Raw genomic sequence first — 19129 nt, 5'->3', positions numbered from 1 at the left:
GTTAGACGGTTGATGAACGGGGTGGGCATATGGGAGCCGAGCAGCGGCATGTGATCTATTTCTCGCGCGAGCCGAACGACGCGTTGCGCGGGCATTTCGACGAATGCGGGTGGCGCGTCGATCTTGCGGAAAGCGCACGCGACGTGCGGCGTGTCGTGCAGCACGGTGTGGCAACCGCCGGCCTGCTCGATTTCTCACCGGGTTTTCGGCCCGCGGATCTGCGCGAACTCGAAACGTGCTTGAGCATCCAGCAAATCGGCTGGATCGCGGCGACCCGGCGTGGGCAGTTGCAGGACGCCACGCTGCGACATCTCATTCGCGACTATTGCTTCGACTACGTGACGATGCCGTACGAGGCGTCGCGCATCGTCGAGACCATCGGCCATGCGCACGGCATGGTCGCGCTGACCGACCCGGTGGCGTCGCCCGTCGGCGCCGGGCGCGCCGAAGGCGAGATGGTCGGCACCTGCGACGCGATGCTCGGGCTCTTCAGGACCATCCGGCGCGTCGCCACGACCGATGCACCGGTGTTCATCTCCGGCGAATCGGGTACCGGCAAGGAACTGACGGCCGTTGCGATCCACGAGCGCTCGGCGCGCGCGCAGGCGCCATTCGTCGCGATCAATTGCGGTGCGATTCCGTCGACGCTGCTGCAAGCCGAACTGTTCGGCTACGAGCGCGGTGCTTTTACGGGCGCGAATCAGCGCAAGATCGGCCGCGTCGAGGCCGCGAACGGCGGCACGCTGTTTCTCGACGAGATCGGCGACCTGCCGCTCGAGAGCCAGGCGAGCCTGCTGCGATTCCTGCAGGAAGGCAAGATCGAGCGGCTCGGCGCGCATGTGTCGGTGCCGGTCGACGTGCGCGTGATCTGCGCGACGCACGTGGACATGGAAGCGGCGCTGCGCGACGGGCGGTTCCGCGAGGATCTGTTCCATCGGCTGTGCGTGCTGAAGATCGAGGAGCCGCCGCTGCGCGCGCGCGGCAAGGACATCGAGCTGCTGGCGCGCCACATGCTCGAGCGTTTCAAGGGCGATGCGCATCGCCGTCTGCGCGGTTTCTCGCCGGACGCGATCGCCGCACTGTACGGTTATTCGTGGCCCGGCAACGTGCGCGAGCTGATCAATCGCGTGCGCCGCGCAATCGTGATGTCGGAGGGCCGGATGATTACCGCGGCCGATCTCGAGCTCAACGAATTCGCGATCCTGGCGCCCGTCTCGCTCACCGAGGCGCGGGAAGCGGCCGAACGGCAGGCGATCGAGCAGGCGCTGCTGCGCCACCGCGGCCGTTTCGCCGATGCGGCGCGCGAACTCGGTGTGTCGCGCGTCACGTTGTACCGGCTGATGTGCGCGCATGGCATGCGCGATCGCAGCGACCCGCTGGGAGGGTTTTCGGCACCGTTGCCGGAGGTTCCGCGTCACGCTTGCTAAAATTGGCGGGTGACGGCCGCCCTCGCGGCCGAAGGAACCCGCATGAAACAGTACCTCGACCTCGTTCGCACCATCCTCGACACCGGCACCTGGCAGGAGAACCGCACGGGCATCCGCACCATCAGCATGCCCGGTGCGATGCTGCGGTTCGACCTGCAGCAAGGTTTCCCGGCCGTGACGACCAAGAAGCTCGCGTTCAAGTCCGCGATCGGCGAACTGGTCGGCTTCCTGCGGGCATCGCGCAGTGCGGCCGATTTCCGCGCACTCGGCTGCAAGGTGTGGGACGCGAACGCGAACGACAATGCGCAGTGGCTCGCGAACCCGTACCGCCAGGGCGTCGACGACCTGGGCGACGTGTACGGCGTGCAATGGCGCCAGTGGCCCGGCTACAAGGTGCTCGACGCGGACGCCGACGCGCAGATCGCCGACGCGACGCGCCGCGGTTTCCGGATCGTCACGCGCTTCGACGAGGACGGTGCGCCGAAGGTGCTGCTGTACAAGGCGATCGACCAGTTGCGCCAGTGTCTCGACACGATCATGGAGAACCCGGCCGATCGCCGCATCCTGTTTCACGCGTGGAATCCGGCCGTACTCGACCAGATCGCGCTGCCCGCGTGCCATCTGCTGTACCAATTCCTGCCGAACGTCACGAAGCGCGAAATTTCGTTGTGCCTGTACATCCGCAGCAACGACGTCGGGCTCGGCACGCCGTTCAACCTGACGGAAGGGGCCGCGCTGCTGTCGCTCGTCGGCCGGCTGACGGGTTACACGCCGCGCTGGTTCACGTACTTCATCGGTGACGCGCACATCTACGAGAACCAGCTCGACATGCTGCAGCAGCAGCTCACGCGCGAACCGTACGACAGCCCGCGGCTCGAGATCGCTGAGCGCGTGCCGGACTATGCGAAGACGGGCGTTTATGCACCCGAATGGCTCGAGCAGATCGAGCCGTCCGACTTCTCGCTCGTCGGCTACCGGCATCATGAGCCGCTGACCGCGCCGATGGCGGTCTGAGCCCCGGCGTTCGATGGCGGCGCGGTTACTGGCGGTGCCGCTCCTCGTGGCCGCCGGGCGGCGGATTGCTCGGGCGCGGCGCCTCGACGTGCGGCGCCGGTTGCGGCCGCGGTTCCATGTGCGGCGCGGGCATCGACGGCCGCGGCTCCATGCGCGGCGCCTGCGGCTGCGGCTGCGGCCGCGGCATGTCGTGCACGGCCGGCGCGGGCGGGCGGTACTCGTTCACGCGCGGCGGCGCGACCTCGCGCCGCGGTGCCGGTTGCGCGTATTCGGGGCGCGGTTGCGGTGTCGGGGTCGCCCGCTCGGGCCGCGGCTGCGCATGCTGGGCCGGTGCCGCGAAGTCAGGACGCGGACGTGGCTGCGGAATCTGCGTGGTCGTATCGATTCGTGGTTGCGGTAACGCGCGCGGCGTTTCCTGCCGCGCATCGGGTTGCGTGCCGTGCGCGGCTTCCGGATGTGGGACCGCCGCCGCACTGCGCACGGGCGGCAGTGCATTCTGTCCGGCTGCGTGGAGTGCCGTCGGCGGCGTCGGGCGCTGACGTTCCATCGGCGTATGCGGCTGCATCCACGCGGGCGCCGCGGCAGCGTGCGTGTTGTCGTGCCCGGTCGGCGCGTTGACGGCCGTCGGCGGGTGCGGGACGCCACTTCCGGCGCCGGGCGCCTGATGCGGAGCCGGATTGCCCGGCGCCTGCGGCGTGGCGCCGTTCGCGACACGCGGCGCATTGGGGCCTTCGCCGTTCATCGGCCGCGCGCCATTCGGCATGATCGGCATCGGCGCACCCGGCCGTGCGGCCTGTGCCGGAGCGGGCTGCCCGTCGCGCGGCGCGTGCGCCGGTTGCACGACGGGACCGTGCGGATTCACGAGCTGCACGTTGCGCATCGCCCATGCACCGGCTTTCGGATTGCCCGGAACGCGGACCGGGCGAGCCGTATAGTCGGCCGGCACATTCGTCCTCGCGACGGGCGCGCCCGCGCCCGGCACGCGCCCGCCTTGCCGGGCGAGATGCGCGGCCGCCTGGTCGCGATACGCGGCCGGCACCGCCGGATTGCGCGTCGCGACGAACGTGTGCTGTCCGATCGCCGCCGGCGGGCGGTAGCTGGCCGTGCGCAGTCCGCCGGTAAAGCTCTGGCGTACCGGCGCGATGCCGGGGGTGCCCGGCATCACGTGCGCATTGCGCCATTGCTGCGGATCGACGCGCTGCGAGAAGTGGGCGACCGGCTGACCGTGCACGAACGCGGATGCCGGCACGGCCGTGATCGCATGCGGCGCCCGGAAGTTCACGTACGTCTTGTTGATGTTCGTGATGTTGGTGACGTTGTTGATGTTCGTCACGTTCACGGTCTTGTTGACCGTCACGTTGTTGACCACGATGTTCCGGTTCACGCGATCGTAGTAATGCGGGCTCCAGCCGCCCCAGCCGGGATGCCAGGGTTCGCCCGGGCCGAGTGCGAACCACGCGCAGCCGGCCGCGGCGACGCCGCCGACCGTCAGCGCGACGCTCCAGTCGGGACCGCCGCCTCCACCCACGAACGCGACGAGCGCCGGCGCGTAGACGGGCGGCTGACTGACGACCATCGGGCCGGGCACCCACGCCCAGCTGTCGTCGACATAGGCCCAGCGGCCGTAGTGATAAGGCGCGAAGCCCCACGGTGCATCGTCGACCCACGTCCAGCCCCACGGCGCCTGCCAGATCCAGTGACCGTCGTGATACGGCGCCCAGTCGGCCGGCGTGTCGTTCGGCACCCAGACGTTGCCGTAATTCGGCGTTTCGCGCCAAGTACCGTTCGCGTCGAGGTCCTGATAGCCGGGAACGTCGCGCGATACGTAGCGGGCCGACACCGAGCGCTGCTCGGCCGCATCGCGGCCGGCGGCCCACTGGTCGAGCGCGTCGGGGGCCGGTGCGGCCGATTGCTGCGCGACCTGCAGGTCGGTGCCGGTGAACACGACCTGCTGCCCGGGCGACAGCGGATACTGCCCGTTGCTGCCGTAGACGGTCGCGCTGCCGCTGCGGACGGTGACCGTCGTCGTCTCGCCATTCGGCGCGACATCGACGCGATAGTCGCCGGGGCCCGTGACGCCGAGCGCGAGATTGGGCGTATCGATTTCGTAGGCTCCGCCCGGCGGCAGATCGCGCACGTGCGTCGACACGGTGCCGAGCCCGACCTTCAGCTGCGTCGTATTGTCGTCGAGGTTCAGGACCGACAGGCTCGTCGATTCGCCGAGACGCACCGCGGTCGAGCCGATGTGCAGCTCCGAGCGCGCGCCGGCATCGTTCCACAGCTGGTCGCCGGTCGTCAGCGGCCGGTTCACGGCGGCGTACGACCAGATATCGGTGCCGGCGGGCTCCGTCGTCACGGCACCCGACATGTAGTTGAGCCGTGCGACGCGGCTCGGCGGATCGCCGCCCGGCTGTCGGGCGGCGGCCGCATACGCCGCGGCCTGTGTCGCTTGCGCGAATGCGGAGGGCAGGGTCGCCAGCGTGGCGAACGCGAGCAGCGTGCAGTGGGCGGTTCGCTTGAGCGTGAACAGGGAGGCCATGATGAGCGTCTTCGTCGTTATCGCGGCGCGTCGATTCGTGCCGTTGAGTTCACAATATCCGCTCGGCCTGTTTCAGTGCTCGGTGTTTTGTAAGTCTAATGGCACGCGATGTAACAAAACCTGTCCATCGCGCGCCGTTGTCGTCCGGTCGCAATGTGCGCGTCAAGCGGACGTAAGCCAGTCGTCGAAAATCTGCTGTCCGGGCACGGTGACGCGCAGCACGCGCGGCCGCGCGGCACGCTCGATCCAGCCGTGCGCGCAGAAGCTGTCGAGGAGTGCCGCGCCCAGCGCGCCGCCGAGATGCGGGCGGCGCTCGCTCCAGTCGAGACAGCCGCATGCGAAACGGCGGCGGCGCGTGCGCTGCTGTGCGACGTCGATGCCCCAGCGCGCGAGCGCTTGCGTGCCGAGCTCGGTGGCCTCGATCGCGTCGCCGTCCGCCTGCAGCCAGCCGCGCGCGGTGAGCCCGTCGAAGATGCGGACCGCGAGTTCGCCGGCCATGTGGTCGTAGCAGGTGCGCGCGTAGCGCAGTTCGGCCGGCACCGTGCGCGACGGCGGCGGCACCGGACGGTTCGGCGCGGCCGCGCGGGCCACGTTCGCGAGTGCCTCGAGCGACGCCGCGATGTCGGCCGACGCGAGCCGGTAGTAGCGGTGCCGGCCACGCACGTCGAGCGCGAGCAGGCCACCTTCGGTCAGGCGCGCAAGGTGCGCGCTCGCCGCGGACGGCGACAGCCCCGCGATCATCGTCAGTTCGCCGGCCGGCCGCGCGCTGCCGTCCATCAGCACCCACAGCATCGCGGCGCGCCCCGGATCGGCGATCAGTGCGCCGATCCGGCTCAGGCCTGGAAAGTGGTGGTCGTCTTGATCGGTCATCGTCGTGTCTCGTCAGCGGAATGACTGCAGTGTAGGCGCTGCGCGCATCCGATGTTTCGCATTCGGATGAAATGTCGGATGCGGCGGGGCGGTGCGCGACCCGCGTCCGCCGGCCGCGCGCGCGTAGAATGACCCGACGCGGCGGCAGTGGGCCGCCGGATGCGACACGATGCAACGATGAAGACGATTTTCTGTCTGTTGGCGGCCGCGCTCCTCTGCGCGGCCTGTGCGCAGGGCGGCGCGGGCGCCGCCGGCGCGCGGGGCGGCAGCCTCGAGATGTACGGGACGATCGACCAGGGCATCACGGTGCGCCGCTGACGAGCGCCGATTTCCGGCGCCGACGCCGGCTCAGCGTGCGCGGCGGGCGTGCCGTCGCGGCCGCGCGGCGGGTGCCGCGACGTGTTGCCGCAGTGCAACGTATAATGCGCCGATTGCAGTGCCCCCGCCGCCTGGAGCTACCACGATGTCCCAACCGTCCCCCGTACCGGCCGCCCTCGACCGCACCGAAACCGTATTCCGCTTCCTCGCCGAGCCGTCGTCCGTGAACTTCGGCGGCAAGGTGCATGGCGGCGCGTTGATGAAGTGGATCGACGAGGTCGCGTATGCGTGTGCGGCGGTCTGGTCGAGCCGCTATTGCGTGACGGTCAGCGTTGGCAACATCCGCTTCCAGCGTCCGATTCTCGTCGGCAACCTGGTCGAACTGAAGGCGCGCGTCGTCGCGACGGGGCGCACCAGCATGCACATCCATGTGTCCGTGCATGCCGGCGATCCGAAGGGCGGCGTGTTGCGCCAGACGACCGATTGCCTCGTCGTGTTCGTCGCGGTCGACGAGAACGGCAACCCGGTGCCGGTGCCGCCGTTCGTGCCCGAGACCGACGAGCAGAAGGTGCTCGCCAAATATGCGGCCGACGTGCGCGCCGCGCTCGACAAGATCGTCGAGATGAAGCCCGAGGAAGTGGCGAAGGGCACCGTCTGACGACAACGGGCGCCGCGCATGCGTGCCGCGCCCGTCATCGCGTCACCTCCCCGCGATCACCGCGCTCCGATCATCTCTTCGGGGCGCACCCACGCGTCGAATTCCGCCTCGGTCAGGTAGCCGAGCGCGAGCGCGGCGGCCTTCAGCGTCGTGCCTTCCTTGTGCGCCTTCTTCGCGATCTGCGCGGCCTTGTCGTAGCCGATGTGCGGATTGAGCGCCGTCACGAGCATCAGCGATTCGTTCAGCAGCAGGTCGATGCGCGCGCGGTTCGGCTCGATGCCCACCGCGCAGTGGTCGTTGAAGCTCTGCGCGCCGTCGGCGAGCAGCCGCACCGACTGCAGCACGTTGTGCGCGATCATCGGCCGGAACACGTTCAGCTCGAAATTGCCGCTGGCGCCGCCGACGTTGACCGCGACGTCGTTGCCGAACACCTGGCAGCACAGCATCGTCACGGCTTCCGACTGCGTCGGGTTCACCTTGCCCGGCATGATCGAGCTGCCCGGTTCGTTTTCCGGAATCGACAGTTCGCCGAGCCCGCAGCGCGGCCCGCTCGCGAGCCAGCGGACGTCATTGGCGATCTTCATCAGGCCGGCCGCGACCGTCTTCAGCGCGCCGTGCGCGAACACCAGCGCATCGGCGGCCGCCATCACCTCGAACTTGCTCGGTGCGGTCACGAACGGCAGCTTCGTCAGCCGGCCGATCTCGTCGGCCACGCGCACCGCGAACTCCGGATGCGCGTTCAGCCCCGTGCCGACGGCGGTGCCGCCGAGCGCGAGTTCGTACAGGTGCGGCAGCGCCGATTCGACGTGCCGGACGCCCTGGTCGAGCTGCGCGACATAGCCGGAAAACTCCTGCCCGAGCGTGAGCGGCGTCGCGTCCTGCAGGTGCGTGCGGCCGATCTTCACGATGTCGGCGAAAGCCTTCGACTTCGCGTCGAGCGTCGCGCGCAGCGTGCGCAGCGCGGGCAGCAGGTGGTTGACGATCGCGTAGGCGGCCGCGACATGCATCGCGGTCGGGAACACGTCGTTCGACGACTGGCCGCGGTTCACGTCGTCGTTCGGGTGGACCTTGCGTGCTTCGCCGCGCTCGCCGCCGAGCAACTCGCTCGCCCGGTTCGCGATCACCTCGTTGAGGTTCATGTTGGTCTGCGTGCCGGAGCCCGTCTGCCAGACCGCGAGCGGGAATTCGCGCGGATGCTTGCCCGCGATGATCTCGTCGGCCGCGTCGATGATCGCGCGCGCCTTGTCGTCGGCCAGCACGCCGAGCGACTGGTTCACGGCGGCCGCGGCGCGCTTGACGATCGCGAGCGCGTGGATCAGCTCGGGCGACTGCTTCTCTGTCGAGATCCGGAAATTCTGCAGCGAGCGTTCCGTCTGCGCGCCCCAGAGCCGGTTGGCCGGCACGGCGATCTCGCCGAACGTGTCGCGTTCCATCCGAACTGCTTCGTTCATGATGCACTCCTCTTGGGAAGGGGAAAGGCCGCGCGTGGCGCGGCGTCTGGCGTATCGTGAGGCAGTCGCGCCGCTGGCGCGGCGTCCTTGGGTCTTCAGCCGACAAGCATAGCGCCGGCCGCGATTTCGCGTCGTGCCGAGCTCAACGCGTCGGCGCGACGAGCGACGCGGTCTTCCGGTGAAAGCGCCAGGCCATCAGCACGGCGACGCTCGCGAGGCCGGCCGCGAGCCCCCACCACAGGCCGCGCGCGCCGAGGCCGGCATGGAACGCCAGCCAGTAACCGGTCGGGAAACCGATGCCCCAGTAGCCGAAGGTCGCCGCGAGCATCGGGATGCGCGTGTCCCGCAGCCCGCGCAGTGCACCCGACCCGACGGTCTGCATGCCGTCGACGATCTGGAACACCGCGGCGATGCCGAGGAGCGACGCGGCCAGCGACACGGTCGCCGCGTTGGCCGGGTCGTCGAGTTGCAGATACAGGCCGACGATCGCATGCGGCGCGACGATCAGCACGAGCCCCGACAGCGACATGAACGCGACGCCGAGCCCGAGCGCGACGAAGCCCGCATGCCGCGCGGCGACCGGCTGGCCAGCGCCGACCCAGTAGCCGACCCGCACGTTGGCGGCCTGGCCGATCGCAAGCGGCACCATGAACGCGACCGACGCGACGTTCAGCGCAATCTGGTGCGCGGCCAGCGACGTCGCGCCGAGCACGCCGATGGTGAGGCCCGTGGCGAGGAAGAGCGTCGATTCGACCCCGTACGTGATCGCCACGGGCCAGCCGATGCCGATCAGCTCGCCCATCACCGGCAATTTCGGGCGGGCGGCGGTCACGAAATGACGGAACCGCTGGCGGCCGTGCAGCAGCCAGATCAGCGCGAGCGCGGTGAGCCAGATGGTGATGGTCGTCGCGACCGCCGAGCCGAGGAAACCGAGCCGCGGCAAGCCGAACGCGCCGTGGATCAGCCCATAGTTCAGTACGCCGTTGACGCCGACGCCGCCGATCGACACCCACAGGAGGCGTCGTGCGGCGCCGATCGCCGGCAGGAATGCGCGCATCAGTCCGACGCCGATCAGGCTGCCGAGCGCCGCGAACCGCAAGATGCCGGTGTACTCGCCGACGTGATGCGCGAGCGTCGGCGGCTCGTGGAACATCAGCAGGATCGGTTCGGACAGCGACAGCGCGACGATCGCCGGAATCGCGAGCAGCACGGACAGCACGAAGCCGGTCCAGTAGATGTGCGGCACGCGATGTTCCGCCTGCGCGCCGCGCGCATGCGCGACGCTCACGCTGATCGACGACAGCACGCCCTGCAGCACGGTCACGATGACGAAGAAGAAGTTGGCGCCGAGGCCGCCTGCCGCGAGCGAATCGGGGCCGAGCGAGCCGAGCAGCACCGTGTCGGTGACGCTCATCGCCATCTGCGAGAGTTGTGCGATCGCGAGCGGCGCGGCGAGGCGCGCGGTATCGGCGGCATGGCTGGACAGCGACGGCGGCGCGGCGGCCGTCCGCGTGAGACCGGAATGCGACATGGAGTGAGCGCTCGCGCGGGTGCGGGCCCGCGCTGTCTGTATTTATTTTGAGAGACGGCTAGCTTACGGCTTTATTCGAACGGTGTCGAACGCGCGCGCCGATGGCCATGTCGCGGTCAGGGGGAACCGCTACGCGTCGTGAACCGCGATCCGCGTATCGCCGAACAGCACGACCTGACCCGCGCGGATCTTGCAGGTCTTGCGCAGCTCGACCACGCCGTCGACTTTCACCGCGCCGGACGCGACGAACATCTTCGCGGTGCCGCCGCTATCCGCGAGGCCGGTGATCTTGAGAAGGTTGTGCAGCTCGACGTATTCGCCGGTCAGCGTGAAATCCAGATTGGGCATGACGAAGGGAGCGCGCGTGCGCGGGAGGAATCGCCCCGCATCATACGGCACCGACGGCCGGCGCGCGAGTGCGGACGCTCGTGCAGGCCCGCGCGCCGCAGTTGTTAAGGACTGTGAGCGATTCGTCAGCAAATGAAACGGTGGGTAACAGTCTGAGAGATTCGAGAACCGGACGTGCGGCCCGCGGGTCTTTCGTCGTACCTGCTGCGCGTTGCGGCAGGGGACGCGACGGGTCGCATCGACGCGGTCCGCGCCCACAACTTCTTGAGGAGGATTGTCATGTCCAAGATTCGTTCGATGCTGATCGGTGCCGCGCTGACGGCGTTCGCCACTTCGGCCGCATTCGCGCAGACGGGTGTCGCGGCACAGGGCACCGCAGGTGCCGGCGTGCAGGCGCAGGCGCCGGCAGCAGGGGCTGGCGCAGGTGCGGGCATGCAGGGTGATGCCGGCGCGAATGCGTCGGGCAATGCGGTCGGCGGCGCAACCGACGCGGTCGGCGCGGCAGCCGACGGCGCGAAGGATACGGCGTCGTCGTCGGTGCACTCGGCCAAGAAGCACGCGAAGCATGCGGCGAAGTCGGCCAAGCATCATGCCGGCACGGCAAAGTCGAAGGTGGGCGACGAGGCGGTCGACGGCGGCGCGTCGGCCGGCGTGCAGGGCGGCGCATCGGCCTCGGGCGCCGCACAGTAAGCGGCCCTCCGACGTCGCACGACGTTCGCCCCGGACGGCGCGTCGTGACGGCGATCGATCGGCGGCCCGGTTCGCTTCGCGCGAACCGGGCCGTTCTTCATGCGTGGACGCGGGCCGTCATGGCCGGTGCTGTTCCTGGCCCGGTCCGGGCGCCGGTCGCGCGGCGGACGGCGTGAATACGCTGCGCAGCCACGCGGCAAGCCGCGCGAAAACGTCGTACGGCTCGTCGACGAAGATCTCGGGCTTCAGCAGCCGCAGGTATTCCATGATCTGCTGCGCTTCCTGTTTCTGGAACGAACCGTGCGCGAGCCCGAGTCGCAGCAGGCCGCGCAGTTCGCCGAGCTTGTCGCGCGCGGCGCTGCCGACGCTCATCTCGCACGCGAGCTTCGCCTCGTAGACGCGCTGGCGCAGCGATTCCGCAAGCCGCCATGCGGGCGTCTGCATCATTTCCTCGAGCGCCTGGATGTCGTGCACCGCGCTCTTGATCTGCGCGGCGAGCGGATCGACGAGCGACGCGTCGCCCTGTGCTTCGGCGACGATCGCCTTGGCCCAGTCGCGGCACGCCTTCGCGAGCTCGTCGGGGGTCCATTCGGAGCGCGACGCGAAGCCGAAGCCGAATTCGCCGGCCTGCCGCATCAGGATCGCGACGACGTCCGGAAATTCCTTGTCGAGCGTGCGCTTCGCCCATGCGTACTGGCCGCCCTCGAGCATCCGCTGCACGGCATGCTCGGTCAGCGGCACCATGTTGTCGAGCAGCTTGGCGCGCAGGAAATCCTCGAACGACGGCGTCGCGAACTGCGGGTCGAGTTTCAGCGACACGCGCACGAATGCGTCGTAGTCCTTGCGCAGGGACGCAAGCGTGTCGTCCTTGAGGGAAAGGGTGATCTGGCCCATGAATCGTCTCGATGGCGGCCCGCGCGGCCGGCGGCCGACACCGCGCACCGGTGCGGGCGCAGCGTCGACGGACCGGTTCGCGCCGAGGCCGATGGCGGGTCTTCCTACCCGATATCGGCGCGCCAGGCGAAAACTTGAGCGCGGCCGGCGACGTTCGCTCAGGCCGGCAGCCAGTGCGGCATCACGATCCCTTGCCAGAAGAAGAACACCGCGAGCCCGACCGCGATCGTCACGAGCGGCCGGCGTGTCGTCGCCGATACCAGCACGGCGGCGAGCCCGCCGACGAGCTGCGGATTGTGCCAGGTCAGTTCGGCCGTGCCGCCGTGCGGCGAGACGGTCATCGGCACGATGATCGCGGTCAGCACGGTGACCGGCACGAAGCCGAGCGCGGTCCGCACGAGCGGCGGGAAGGTCAGCCGCTCGCCGAACAGGAACAGCGTCGTCCGGATCGCATAGGTGATCACGGCCATCCCGAGGATCAGCAGCGCGTAGCTCACGATGCGGTCTCCGTGCGTGAGGCGGTGCGCGAACGCTCGTGTCGCAGCGTCAGCGCGACGCCGACCGCGACGCCGGCGGCGACCGCGCCCAGCAGCCCGAGCTTGTACGGCCAGCCCTGCCAGAAGTACGCGAGCGTGCCGGCGGTCGCGGCGGCCGCGAAATAGCGCAGCGTGCCGAGTTGCGGAACGACGATCGCGATGAAGGTCGCCGCCATCGCGAAATCGAGGCCGAGCGACTGGAGGCCCGGGAAGGCCGCGCCGAAACCGATGCCCGCGAGCGTCCAGACCTGCCAGTTCAGGTACATCGCGAGGCCCGAGCCGAAGAAGTAGTGGGGGCCGATCGCACCGGGCGGGAAGTGCCGGAAGTGCGCGTAGGCGACCGCGAACACCTCGTCGGTCATCAGCGCGCCGAGCGTCGCGCGCCAGCGCAGCGGCAGGTGCGCGACGTACGGGGCGAGCGTCGCGCTGTACAGCAGGTGACGCAGGTTCACGATCAGCGTCGTCGCGAGCACGACGACGAAGCTCGCGCTGCCGGCGATCAGGCCGAGCGCGATGAATTGCGCTGAGCCCGCGAACACCGAGAGCGACATCAGCGCGCCGTGCCATGCGGCGAGCGGGCCGCCGCCGACCAGCGTGCCGAAGATCACGCCGAACGGCGCCGCGCCGATCATCATCGGGATCGTGTCGCGTGCGCCGTCGAGCCATTCGTTGAGCGGGCGGCGGGGCGGGGATGAAGGTGTGGGTGCAGGTTTCACAGGGCGCGTCTCCATGCAATGCAGGATAGCGGTGCGCTGCTCGTGGCGGCTTGTACGTTCTTGCGCACGCGGCGCCGGCGGCGCAATCTGCGTGCCGGTTGCCGCGTATCGTCGAATGCAGGATGGGCGTGTGCGCGTCAGCGCGCCTGCCAGCGTCCGGGCGGCACGCCGAACATCCGCTTGAAATGCCGGGAGAAGTGACTCTGGTCGACGAAGCCGCTGGCCGCGGCGACGTCGGCGATCGACACGCCCGCGCGCAACGGCGCAAGCGCGCGCTGCAGCCGCAGCTGGTTGCGCCACGCATGCGGCGGCATCCCGATCGTCCGGGTGAACAGGCGTGCTGCGTGGAACGGCGACAGGCCGGCGGCCTGCGCGACGTCGTCGAGCGTGACCGTGCACGTGAGATCGGCGGCGAGCCGCTCGCGCATCGCGTCGACGCGCGGCTCGTCGGCCGCGAGCGCCGCCGGCTGCAGCCGCGCGTCGGCATGGCGCGCGATCAGTGTCGACAACGCATCGAGCATCGCCGTTTCGGCGGCGAGCGGATCGTAGACGCGCGGCGCGGCGGCCGGAGCCTCGGTGGCCGGCTGCTCGTGCGGATGGAACGGCGGCATGCACTCGCTGCCGGCCTCCATCATTCGGTGGGCCAGCGCGAGCCGTGCCGCGAGATCGGCGTCGCGGATCACGTCGGACGGGAACCATGGCGCATCCTGCGGGCGCCCCGCGATCGCGCTCGCGAGCGCGCGAATGTAGTCGACCGGCACGTAGCTCACGCGATAGCACCAGCCTTCGTCCGTCGCGCGCGAGCCCGTGTGCACCTCGCCGGGATTGATCACGGGCACGGTGCCCGTTTCGGCGACATGGCCGCTGCCGCGACAGGTGTAGCGCTCCGCGCCCTCGAGGATCACGGGAATCGTGTACGCGTCGTGCCAGTGCGGCGCGAACGTATGGTCGCGATAGGTCGCCGTGAGCAGGTCCGCGTCCGGCAGCAGCGGCGTGCGCCAGTAACGTGCGGAGTCCGGAAGAAGGCGGGGGGCGGACATGGTCGGGCGCGAGGGCGGTCGAATCGACAGTGTATCGCTCGAGCGCCCGGCCGGCGCGGGCTTACTTGACCGGAATCGTCGTGCCGGCCGGCATCGGCACCGCGGTCACGGCGTTCTTCGGACTGCCGCTGACGATGCGGTCGCTGTAGGTCAGGTAGACGAGCGTGTTGCGCTTCTTGTCGACCACGCGCACGACATGCAGCGTCTTGAAGATGAACGACATCCGCTCGCTGAACACGTCGGTCTGCTGCTTGAGCGGCTCCTTGAAGCTGAGCGGACCGACTTGCCGGCACGCGATCGACGCTTCGCTCGGATCCTCGGCGACGCCGAGCGTGCCCTTGATCCCGCCGGTGCGCGCCCGCGACACGTAGCAGGTGACGCCCGTCACGAGCGGATCGTCATACGCTTCGACGACCACGCGGTCGGAGCCCGTCACGCGGAAATGGGTGTTGACGCTGCCGACTTCCTCCGCGTGCGCGAGCGGCGCGGCGGCAAGGGCGGAGAGCAGAAGGGTGAACGGCGCAGCGGAAAGGAGGCGGTGCTTCATCGATGGAACCGGATGCGAATGCGGGACAGAAACTCTAGCATGCGCGGCGGTGACCGACGGGCGCCGGAAAAACAAAAGGCCCGTCGAATGACGGGCCTTTTGCTGTCTGGCTCCCCGACCTGGGCTCGAACCAGGGACCTACGGATTAACAGTCCGGCGCTCTACCGACTGAGCTATCGGGGAATAAATCGGTACATCTGCGTGCTTGTTTGGTGGCCAACAAAAAACCCGTCCACCTTCAACGGGCTCTTGCGTTTTTGGCTCCCCGACCTGGGCTCGAACCAGGGACCTACGGATTAACAGTCCGGCGCTCTACCGACTGAGCTATCGGGGAACAAACAACAACAGCAGAGAAACGAGATTGTATGGAGCGTTCGCTAACCTGTCAATACTTTTGAGCGGCGACGTGCAAAATATTTTGCGGCGCCGCTGCGCGATCAGCGTTCGAGCAGGTGCAGCTTTTCCTGCACGTCCTTCCACTCGTCCGCGTCGGCCGGTGCCGGCTTCGTCTTCGTGATGGACGGCCAGTTCTTCGCCAGCTCGGCGTTCAGCTCGGTGAACTGCTGCTGGTCGCCCGGAACGTCTTCTTCGGCATAGATCGCATTGGTCGGGCACTCGGCGACGCACACGGCGCAGTCGATGCACTCGTCCGGATCGATGGCGAGAAAGTTGGGACCTTCACGGAAGCAATCCACCGGGCACACATCCACGCAATCCGTGTATTTGCACTTGATGCAGCCTTCGGTCACAACGTGAGTCATTAAAACGCTCCTGCTTGGCGGTATATATGGGGTGGCGTTTGCGCCAAAAGCGGCATTGTAACTGAAGCGCAAAACCCGCATGGCGTGGTCGGCTTTCCGGCTTATATCGTTTCGTGATTAGTTTATGGGGCCGACCGTGGGCGCGGTGCGTGCGGCCGGCTGCACGACGCGGTGGGCAAGGGGGAGGCGGTTTCACGATGGTCGGGCCCGCATTCGGGTAACATGGCCGGCAGACCGGGCGGCGCGCGGTGCGCCGGGGCCCTGTCACGATATTGGCGGTGCCGTAATCATGATCATCACTTCGCTGCTCGACACGGATCTCTACAAATTCACGATGATGCAGGTCGTCCTGCATCACTTTCCTGCCGCAAACGTCGAGTACCGGTTCCGGTGTCGCACGCCCGGCGTCGATCTCGTCCCGTACATCGACGAGATCCGCGACGAGGTGCGCGGCCTGTGTTCGCTGCGCTTCACCGACGACGAACTCGACTACCTGCGGCGCATGCGTTTCATCAAGAGCGACTTCGTCGACTTCCTCGCGCTGTTCCACCTGAACGAGAAATACATCTCGATCACGCCTTCGCCGAAGGGCAACGGCGAGATCGACATCGTGATCGAGGGGCCGTGGCTGCACACGATCCTGTTCGAGATCCCGGCGCTCGCGATCGTCAACGAGGTCTATTTCCGCAACACGCAGCGCGAGCCCGATTATCGCGAAGGCCGCGAACGGCTGCGCGAGAAGATCAAGCTGCTCGGCGCGAAGCCCGAGTTCGCCGACTGCAAGATCGCCGACTACGGCACGCGCCGGCGCTTTTCGAAGGTGTGGCACGAGGAGGTCGCGCTGACGCTGCGCGACGGGCTCGGGCCGCAGTTCGCGGGCACGAGCAATGTGTTCTACGCGATGAAGCACGGCCTGACGCCGCTCGGCACGATGGCCCACGAATACCTGCAGGCCTGCCAGGCGCTCGGCCCGCGGCTGCGCGATTCGCAGACCTACGGTTTCGAGATGTGGGCGAAGGAGTATCGCGGCGACCTCGGGATCGCGCTGTCGGACGTTTACGGGATGGACGCGTTCCTGAACGACTTCGACATGTACTTCTGCAAGCTGTTCGACGGCGCACGCCACGATTCGGGCGATCCGTTCGAATGGGGCGAGCGCATGCTGCGCCACTACGAGGCGAACCGCTGCGATCCGCGCACCAAGGTGCTCGTGTTCTCCGACGCGCTGGACATCCCGAAGGTCATGCAGCTGTACGAACGGTTCCGCAACCGCTGCAAGCTCGCGTTCGGCGTCGGCACCAACCTCACGAACGATCTCGGCTACGTGCCGCTGCAGATCGTGATCAAGATGGTCCGCTGCAACGGACAGCCGGTCGCGAAGCTGTCGGATTCGCCGGGCAAGAGCATGTGCGACGACAAGGCGTATCTCGCGTACCTGCGCCAGGTGTTCGGCATCGCGCAGCCGGTCGACGAGGACGCATCGCAGTAAGCGTCGGCCAGGCGGCCAGGTGCGTCGCGGCGAGGGCGGCCGGTATAATCCGACGGTATTGCACGCCAACGTCACGAGGACCGTTCATGGACACTTCCGCTGCCCGTCGCCAGATCCTCGCACGCATTCGCGCGGCGCAAGGACGCGCGCCCGAACCCGATGCAGCGGAGCGCGACGGCGTCGCCGACTATCTCGCCCGCCATCCCGAGGGGCCGCGCCCGCCGATGCCGGCCGACCTCGTCGCCGCATTCGTCGACGAAGCGGCTCGCCTGTCGACGACGGTCGACGAAGTCGCGACACTGGCCGACGCGCCGGCCGCCGCCGCCCGCTATCTTTCCGCTCACGGCCTGCCGATGCAGGCCGTCGCATGGCGCACGCTGGCCGAGCTCGACTGGGCCGGCGCGGGCTTGTCGGTCGAATGCCGAAAACCGCGCGACGGCGATCTCGTCGGCCTCACCGGCTGCTTCTGCGCAACCGCCGAAACCGGTTCGCTGGTGCTGCTGTCCGGCCCCGACACCTATGCGTCGGCCGGGCTGCTGCCGGAGACACACATCGCGATCGTGCCGGCGTCGCGGATCGTCGCGGGCCATGAAGACGCATTCGCGCTGATTCGCGCGGAGCGCGGCGAATTGCCGCGTGCGGTCAATTTCGTATCGGGCCCGTCGCGCACGGGCGATATCGAGCAGACCATCGTGCTGGGCGCGCACGGCCCGTACCGCGTTCACGCGATCGTCGTACGCGGCGCATGATGCGCGCGCCTGATCCATCCTCACTCGACTCACACGCACAAGGAAGTTCTGCATGAAACGACATGCCGCCTGGGCGGGCATGGCGTCGGGAGCAGCGCTTGGCGCCGTTCCCGCGCTTGCATCGGCCGCCACGCTCGACGGTGCCACGCTGTCCGCACTCTGGGGCATCCCGTTCGCCGGGATCCTGCTGTCCATCGCGGTGTTCCCGCTCGTCGCGCCGGTGTTCTGGCATCACCACTTCGGCAAGATCGCCGCGGCGTGGGCGATCGTGTTCCTGGTTCCGTTCGCCGCCGCGTTCGGTGCGGGCACGGCGTTCGGTACGCTCGTGCACGCGCTGCTCGAGGAGTACATTCCGTTCATCGTGCTGTTGACGGCGCTCTATACGGTCGCCGGCGGCATTTGCGTCAACGGCAACCTGCACGGCACACCGAAGCTGAACACCGCGATCCTCGCGCTCGGCACGCTGCTCGCAAGCGTGATGGGCACGACGGGCGCCGCGATGCTGCTGATCCGGCCGCTGCTGCGCGCGAACGATAACCGCAAGCACGTCGTGCACGTCGTGATCTTCTTCATCTTCCTCGTCGCGAACGCAGGCGGCTCGCTGTCGCCGCTCGGCGATCCGCCGCTGTTCCTCGGCTTCCTGAACGGCGTGAGCTTCTTCTGGACGACCACGCATCTCGCACTGCCGATGCTGTTCATCTGCGCGGTGCTGCTGACGCTTTTCTTCGTGCTCGATACGTACTTCTACCGGAAGGCCGGCGAGGAGCGGCCGGCCGCACTCGACCCGACGCCCGACGGCGGCGCGCTGTCGATCGACGGCAAGGTCAACTTCGTGTTGCTCGCGGCCGTGATCGGCCTCGTGCTGATGAGCGGCGTCTGGAAGCCGGGCATCTCGTTCGACGTGTGGGGCACGCACGTCGCGCTGCAGAATCTCGTGCGCGACGTCGCGCTGGTCGTCGTGACGCTCGCGTCGCTCGCGCTGACGCCGCGCTCGGCGCGCGAAGGCAACGCGTTCAACTGGGCGCCGATCGAGGAGGTCGCGAAGCTGTTCGCGGGGATCTTCGTGACGATCGCGCCGGTGATCGTGATCCTGCGCGCGGGTGCGGACGGCGCGTTCGCCCAGATCGTCCATCTCGTCACGGGGCCCGACGGCAAGCCGATCGACGCGATGTATTTCTGGGCAACCGGCCTGCTGTCGTCGTTCCTCGACAACGCGCCGACCTACCTCGTGTTCTTCAACCTCGCGGGCGGCGATGCGCAAGCGCTGATGACGGCCGGCGCGACGACGCTCGCCGCGATTTCGGCGGGGGCGGTGTTCATGGGCGCGAACAGCTACATCGGCAATGCGCCGAACTTCATGGTGAAGGCGATCGCGGAATCGCGCGGCGTGAAGATGCCGAGCTTCTTCGCGTATCTGGGCTGGGCGCTCGTGATCCTGGTACCCGTATTCCTGCTGACGTCGTGGATCTTCTTCCCGGCGTAGGCTGACGATTTTCAACCAAGCGCGGACGGCTCCGGCGGCGCACGATGTGCCGCGTGTCGGCCGCGGCA

General features: G+C 68.4%; 19 protein-coding genes and 2 tRNA genes. 8 read left to right on the top strand and 13 right to left on the bottom strand.

All coding sequences use genetic code 11. The features are described from left to right. Window positions 1-29 precede the first annotated feature (29 nt). Both WS87_RS12685 and WS87_RS12680 read left to right on the top strand, forming a co-directional pair. Complete coding sequence (locus WS87_RS12685) at window positions 30-1427, top strand: sigma-54 dependent transcriptional regulator (protein ID WP_059523787.1); 1398 nt, start codon at window positions 30-32, stop codon at window positions 1425-1427. 42 nt (window positions 1428-1469) lie between these two features. Next, on the top strand, window positions 1470-2441 hold the full coding sequence (locus tag WS87_RS12680) for a thymidylate synthase (RefSeq protein ID WP_059816398.1): 972 nt from the start codon (window positions 1470-1472) through the stop codon (window positions 2439-2441). A 25-nt stretch (window positions 2442-2466) separates the two neighbouring features. Here WS87_RS12680 and WS87_RS12675 read toward each other — a convergent pair whose 3' ends face one another. Both WS87_RS12675 and WS87_RS12670 read right to left on the bottom strand, forming a co-directional pair. After that, window positions 2467-4980: a DUF6600 domain-containing protein gene (locus tag WS87_RS12675; RefSeq protein ID WP_059816130.1), complete on the bottom strand. Its 2514-nt coding sequence runs from the start codon at window positions 4978-4980 to the stop codon at window positions 2467-2469. 162 nt (window positions 4981-5142) lie between these two features. Next, window positions 5143-5850 (bottom strand): ArsR/SmtB family transcription factor, encoded by a 708-nt coding sequence (locus WS87_RS12670; protein WP_059523783.1) that lies wholly within the window; start codon window positions 5848-5850, stop codon window positions 5143-5145. 177 nt (window positions 5851-6027) lie between these two features. On the opposite strand from WS87_RS12670, the gene WS87_RS33970 reads away from it, so the two are divergent. Both WS87_RS33970 and WS87_RS12665 read left to right on the top strand, forming a co-directional pair. Beyond that, window positions 6028-6168 (top strand): hypothetical protein, encoded by a 141-nt coding sequence (locus tag WS87_RS33970; protein WP_175915183.1) that lies wholly within the window; start codon window positions 6028-6030, stop codon window positions 6166-6168. A 145-nt stretch (window positions 6169-6313) separates the two neighbouring features. Next, the gene (locus tag WS87_RS12665) at window positions 6314-6826 is read left to right on the top strand and encodes an acyl-CoA thioesterase (protein WP_014897688.1); all 513 of its coding nucleotides are present in this window, start codon (window positions 6314-6316) and stop codon (window positions 6824-6826) included. 56 nt (window positions 6827-6882) lie between these two features. On the opposite strand, the gene fumC is transcribed toward WS87_RS12665, so the two are convergent. The 3 genes from fumC to WS87_RS12650 all read right to left on the bottom strand — a co-directional run bounded on the left by fumC (window position 6883) and on the right by WS87_RS12650 (window position 10156). Next, complete coding sequence (gene fumC, locus WS87_RS12660; RefSeq protein WP_059702519.1) at window positions 6883-8277, bottom strand: class II fumarate hydratase; 1395 nt, start codon at window positions 8275-8277, stop codon at window positions 6883-6885. A gap of 142 nt (window positions 8278-8419) precedes the next feature. Continuing rightward, window positions 8420-9808, bottom strand: coding sequence for a multidrug efflux MATE transporter NorM (norM, locus tag WS87_RS12655; RefSeq protein WP_059816127.1), 1389 nt, complete (start codon window positions 9806-9808; stop codon window positions 8420-8422). A gap of 129 nt (window positions 9809-9937) precedes the next feature. Then, on the bottom strand, window positions 9938-10156 hold the full coding sequence (locus WS87_RS12650) for an RNA-binding S4 domain-containing protein (RefSeq protein ID WP_006753074.1): 219 nt from the start codon (window positions 10154-10156) through the stop codon (window positions 9938-9940). A gap of 279 nt (window positions 10157-10435) precedes the next feature. On the opposite strand from WS87_RS12650, the gene WS87_RS12645 reads away from it, so the two are divergent. Continuing rightward, window positions 10436-10846 carry a hypothetical protein gene (locus WS87_RS12645; RefSeq protein ID WP_059816124.1) on the top strand — a complete coding sequence of 137 codons (411 nt, stop codon included), beginning with the start codon at window positions 10436-10438 and terminating at the stop codon, window positions 10844-10846. A gap of 117 nt (window positions 10847-10963) precedes the next feature. On the opposite strand, the gene WS87_RS12640 is transcribed toward WS87_RS12645, so the two are convergent. From WS87_RS12640 to fdxA, 8 genes are all read right to left on the bottom strand, one after another. Continuing rightward, entirely contained in the window at window positions 10964-11740 is a 777-nt protein-coding gene (locus tag WS87_RS12640; protein ID WP_059816122.1) for a DUF4088 family protein, read from the bottom strand. Between the two features lie 158 nt (window positions 11741-11898). After that, window positions 11899-12237, bottom strand: a complete 339-nt coding sequence (locus WS87_RS12635) for an AzlD domain-containing protein (RefSeq protein ID WP_059816118.1) — start codon at window positions 12235-12237, stop codon at window positions 11899-11901. Next, window positions 12234-13007 carry an AzlC family ABC transporter permease gene (locus WS87_RS12630; protein ID WP_059816114.1) on the bottom strand — a complete coding sequence of 258 codons (774 nt, stop codon included), beginning with the start codon at window positions 13005-13007 and terminating at the stop codon, window positions 12234-12236. Before WS87_RS12630 ends, WS87_RS12635 begins: the two co-directional genes overlap by 4 nt. 122 nt (window positions 13008-13129) lie before the next feature. Beyond that, window positions 13130-14032 (bottom strand): AraC family transcriptional regulator, encoded by a 903-nt coding sequence (locus WS87_RS12625; protein WP_059816107.1) that lies wholly within the window; start codon window positions 14030-14032, stop codon window positions 13130-13132. A gap of 61 nt (window positions 14033-14093) precedes the next feature. Beyond that, window positions 14094-14579, bottom strand: a complete 486-nt coding sequence (locus WS87_RS12620) for a CreA family protein (protein WP_059816104.1) — start codon at window positions 14577-14579, stop codon at window positions 14094-14096. 107 nt (window positions 14580-14686) lie between these two features. After that, window positions 14687-14762 (bottom strand) — tRNA-Asn (locus WS87_RS12615). A 75-nt stretch (window positions 14763-14837) separates the two neighbouring features. Beyond that, a tRNA-Asn gene (locus tag WS87_RS12610) sits at window positions 14838-14913 on the bottom strand. Window positions 14914-15016: 103 nt separating this feature from the next. After that, on the bottom strand, window positions 15017-15340 hold the full coding sequence (gene fdxA / locus WS87_RS12605; RefSeq protein WP_006753067.1) for a ferredoxin FdxA: 324 nt from the start codon (window positions 15338-15340) through the stop codon (window positions 15017-15019). 289 nt (window positions 15341-15629) lie between these two features. On the opposite strand from fdxA, the gene pncB reads away from it, so the two are divergent. From pncB to WS87_RS12585, 3 genes are all read left to right on the top strand, one after another. Next, on the top strand, window positions 15630-16829 hold the full coding sequence (pncB, locus tag WS87_RS12595) for a nicotinate phosphoribosyltransferase (RefSeq protein WP_059523765.1): 1200 nt from the start codon (window positions 15630-15632) through the stop codon (window positions 16827-16829). An 86-nt stretch (window positions 16830-16915) separates the two neighbouring features. Beyond that, window positions 16916-17578 carry a LutC/YkgG family protein gene (locus WS87_RS12590; RefSeq protein WP_059523763.1) on the top strand — a complete coding sequence of 221 codons (663 nt, stop codon included), beginning with the start codon at window positions 16916-16918 and terminating at the stop codon, window positions 17576-17578. A 52-nt stretch (window positions 17579-17630) separates the two neighbouring features. Then, a complete protein-coding gene (locus WS87_RS12585; RefSeq protein WP_059816101.1) occupies window positions 17631-19061 on the top strand; it encodes a sodium:proton antiporter in 1431 nt (476 codons plus the stop codon). The last annotated feature ends 68 nt before the right edge of the window (window positions 19062-19129 follow it).

The sequence above is a fragment of the Burkholderia sp. MSMB0856 genome (genome assembly GCF_001524645.2).
GTDB lineage: Bacteria > Pseudomonadota > Gammaproteobacteria > Burkholderiales > Burkholderiaceae > Burkholderia > Burkholderia diffusa.
Note: the sequence above shows the minus strand (reverse complement) of the source record. Positions and strands in the feature narration are given on the sequence as shown.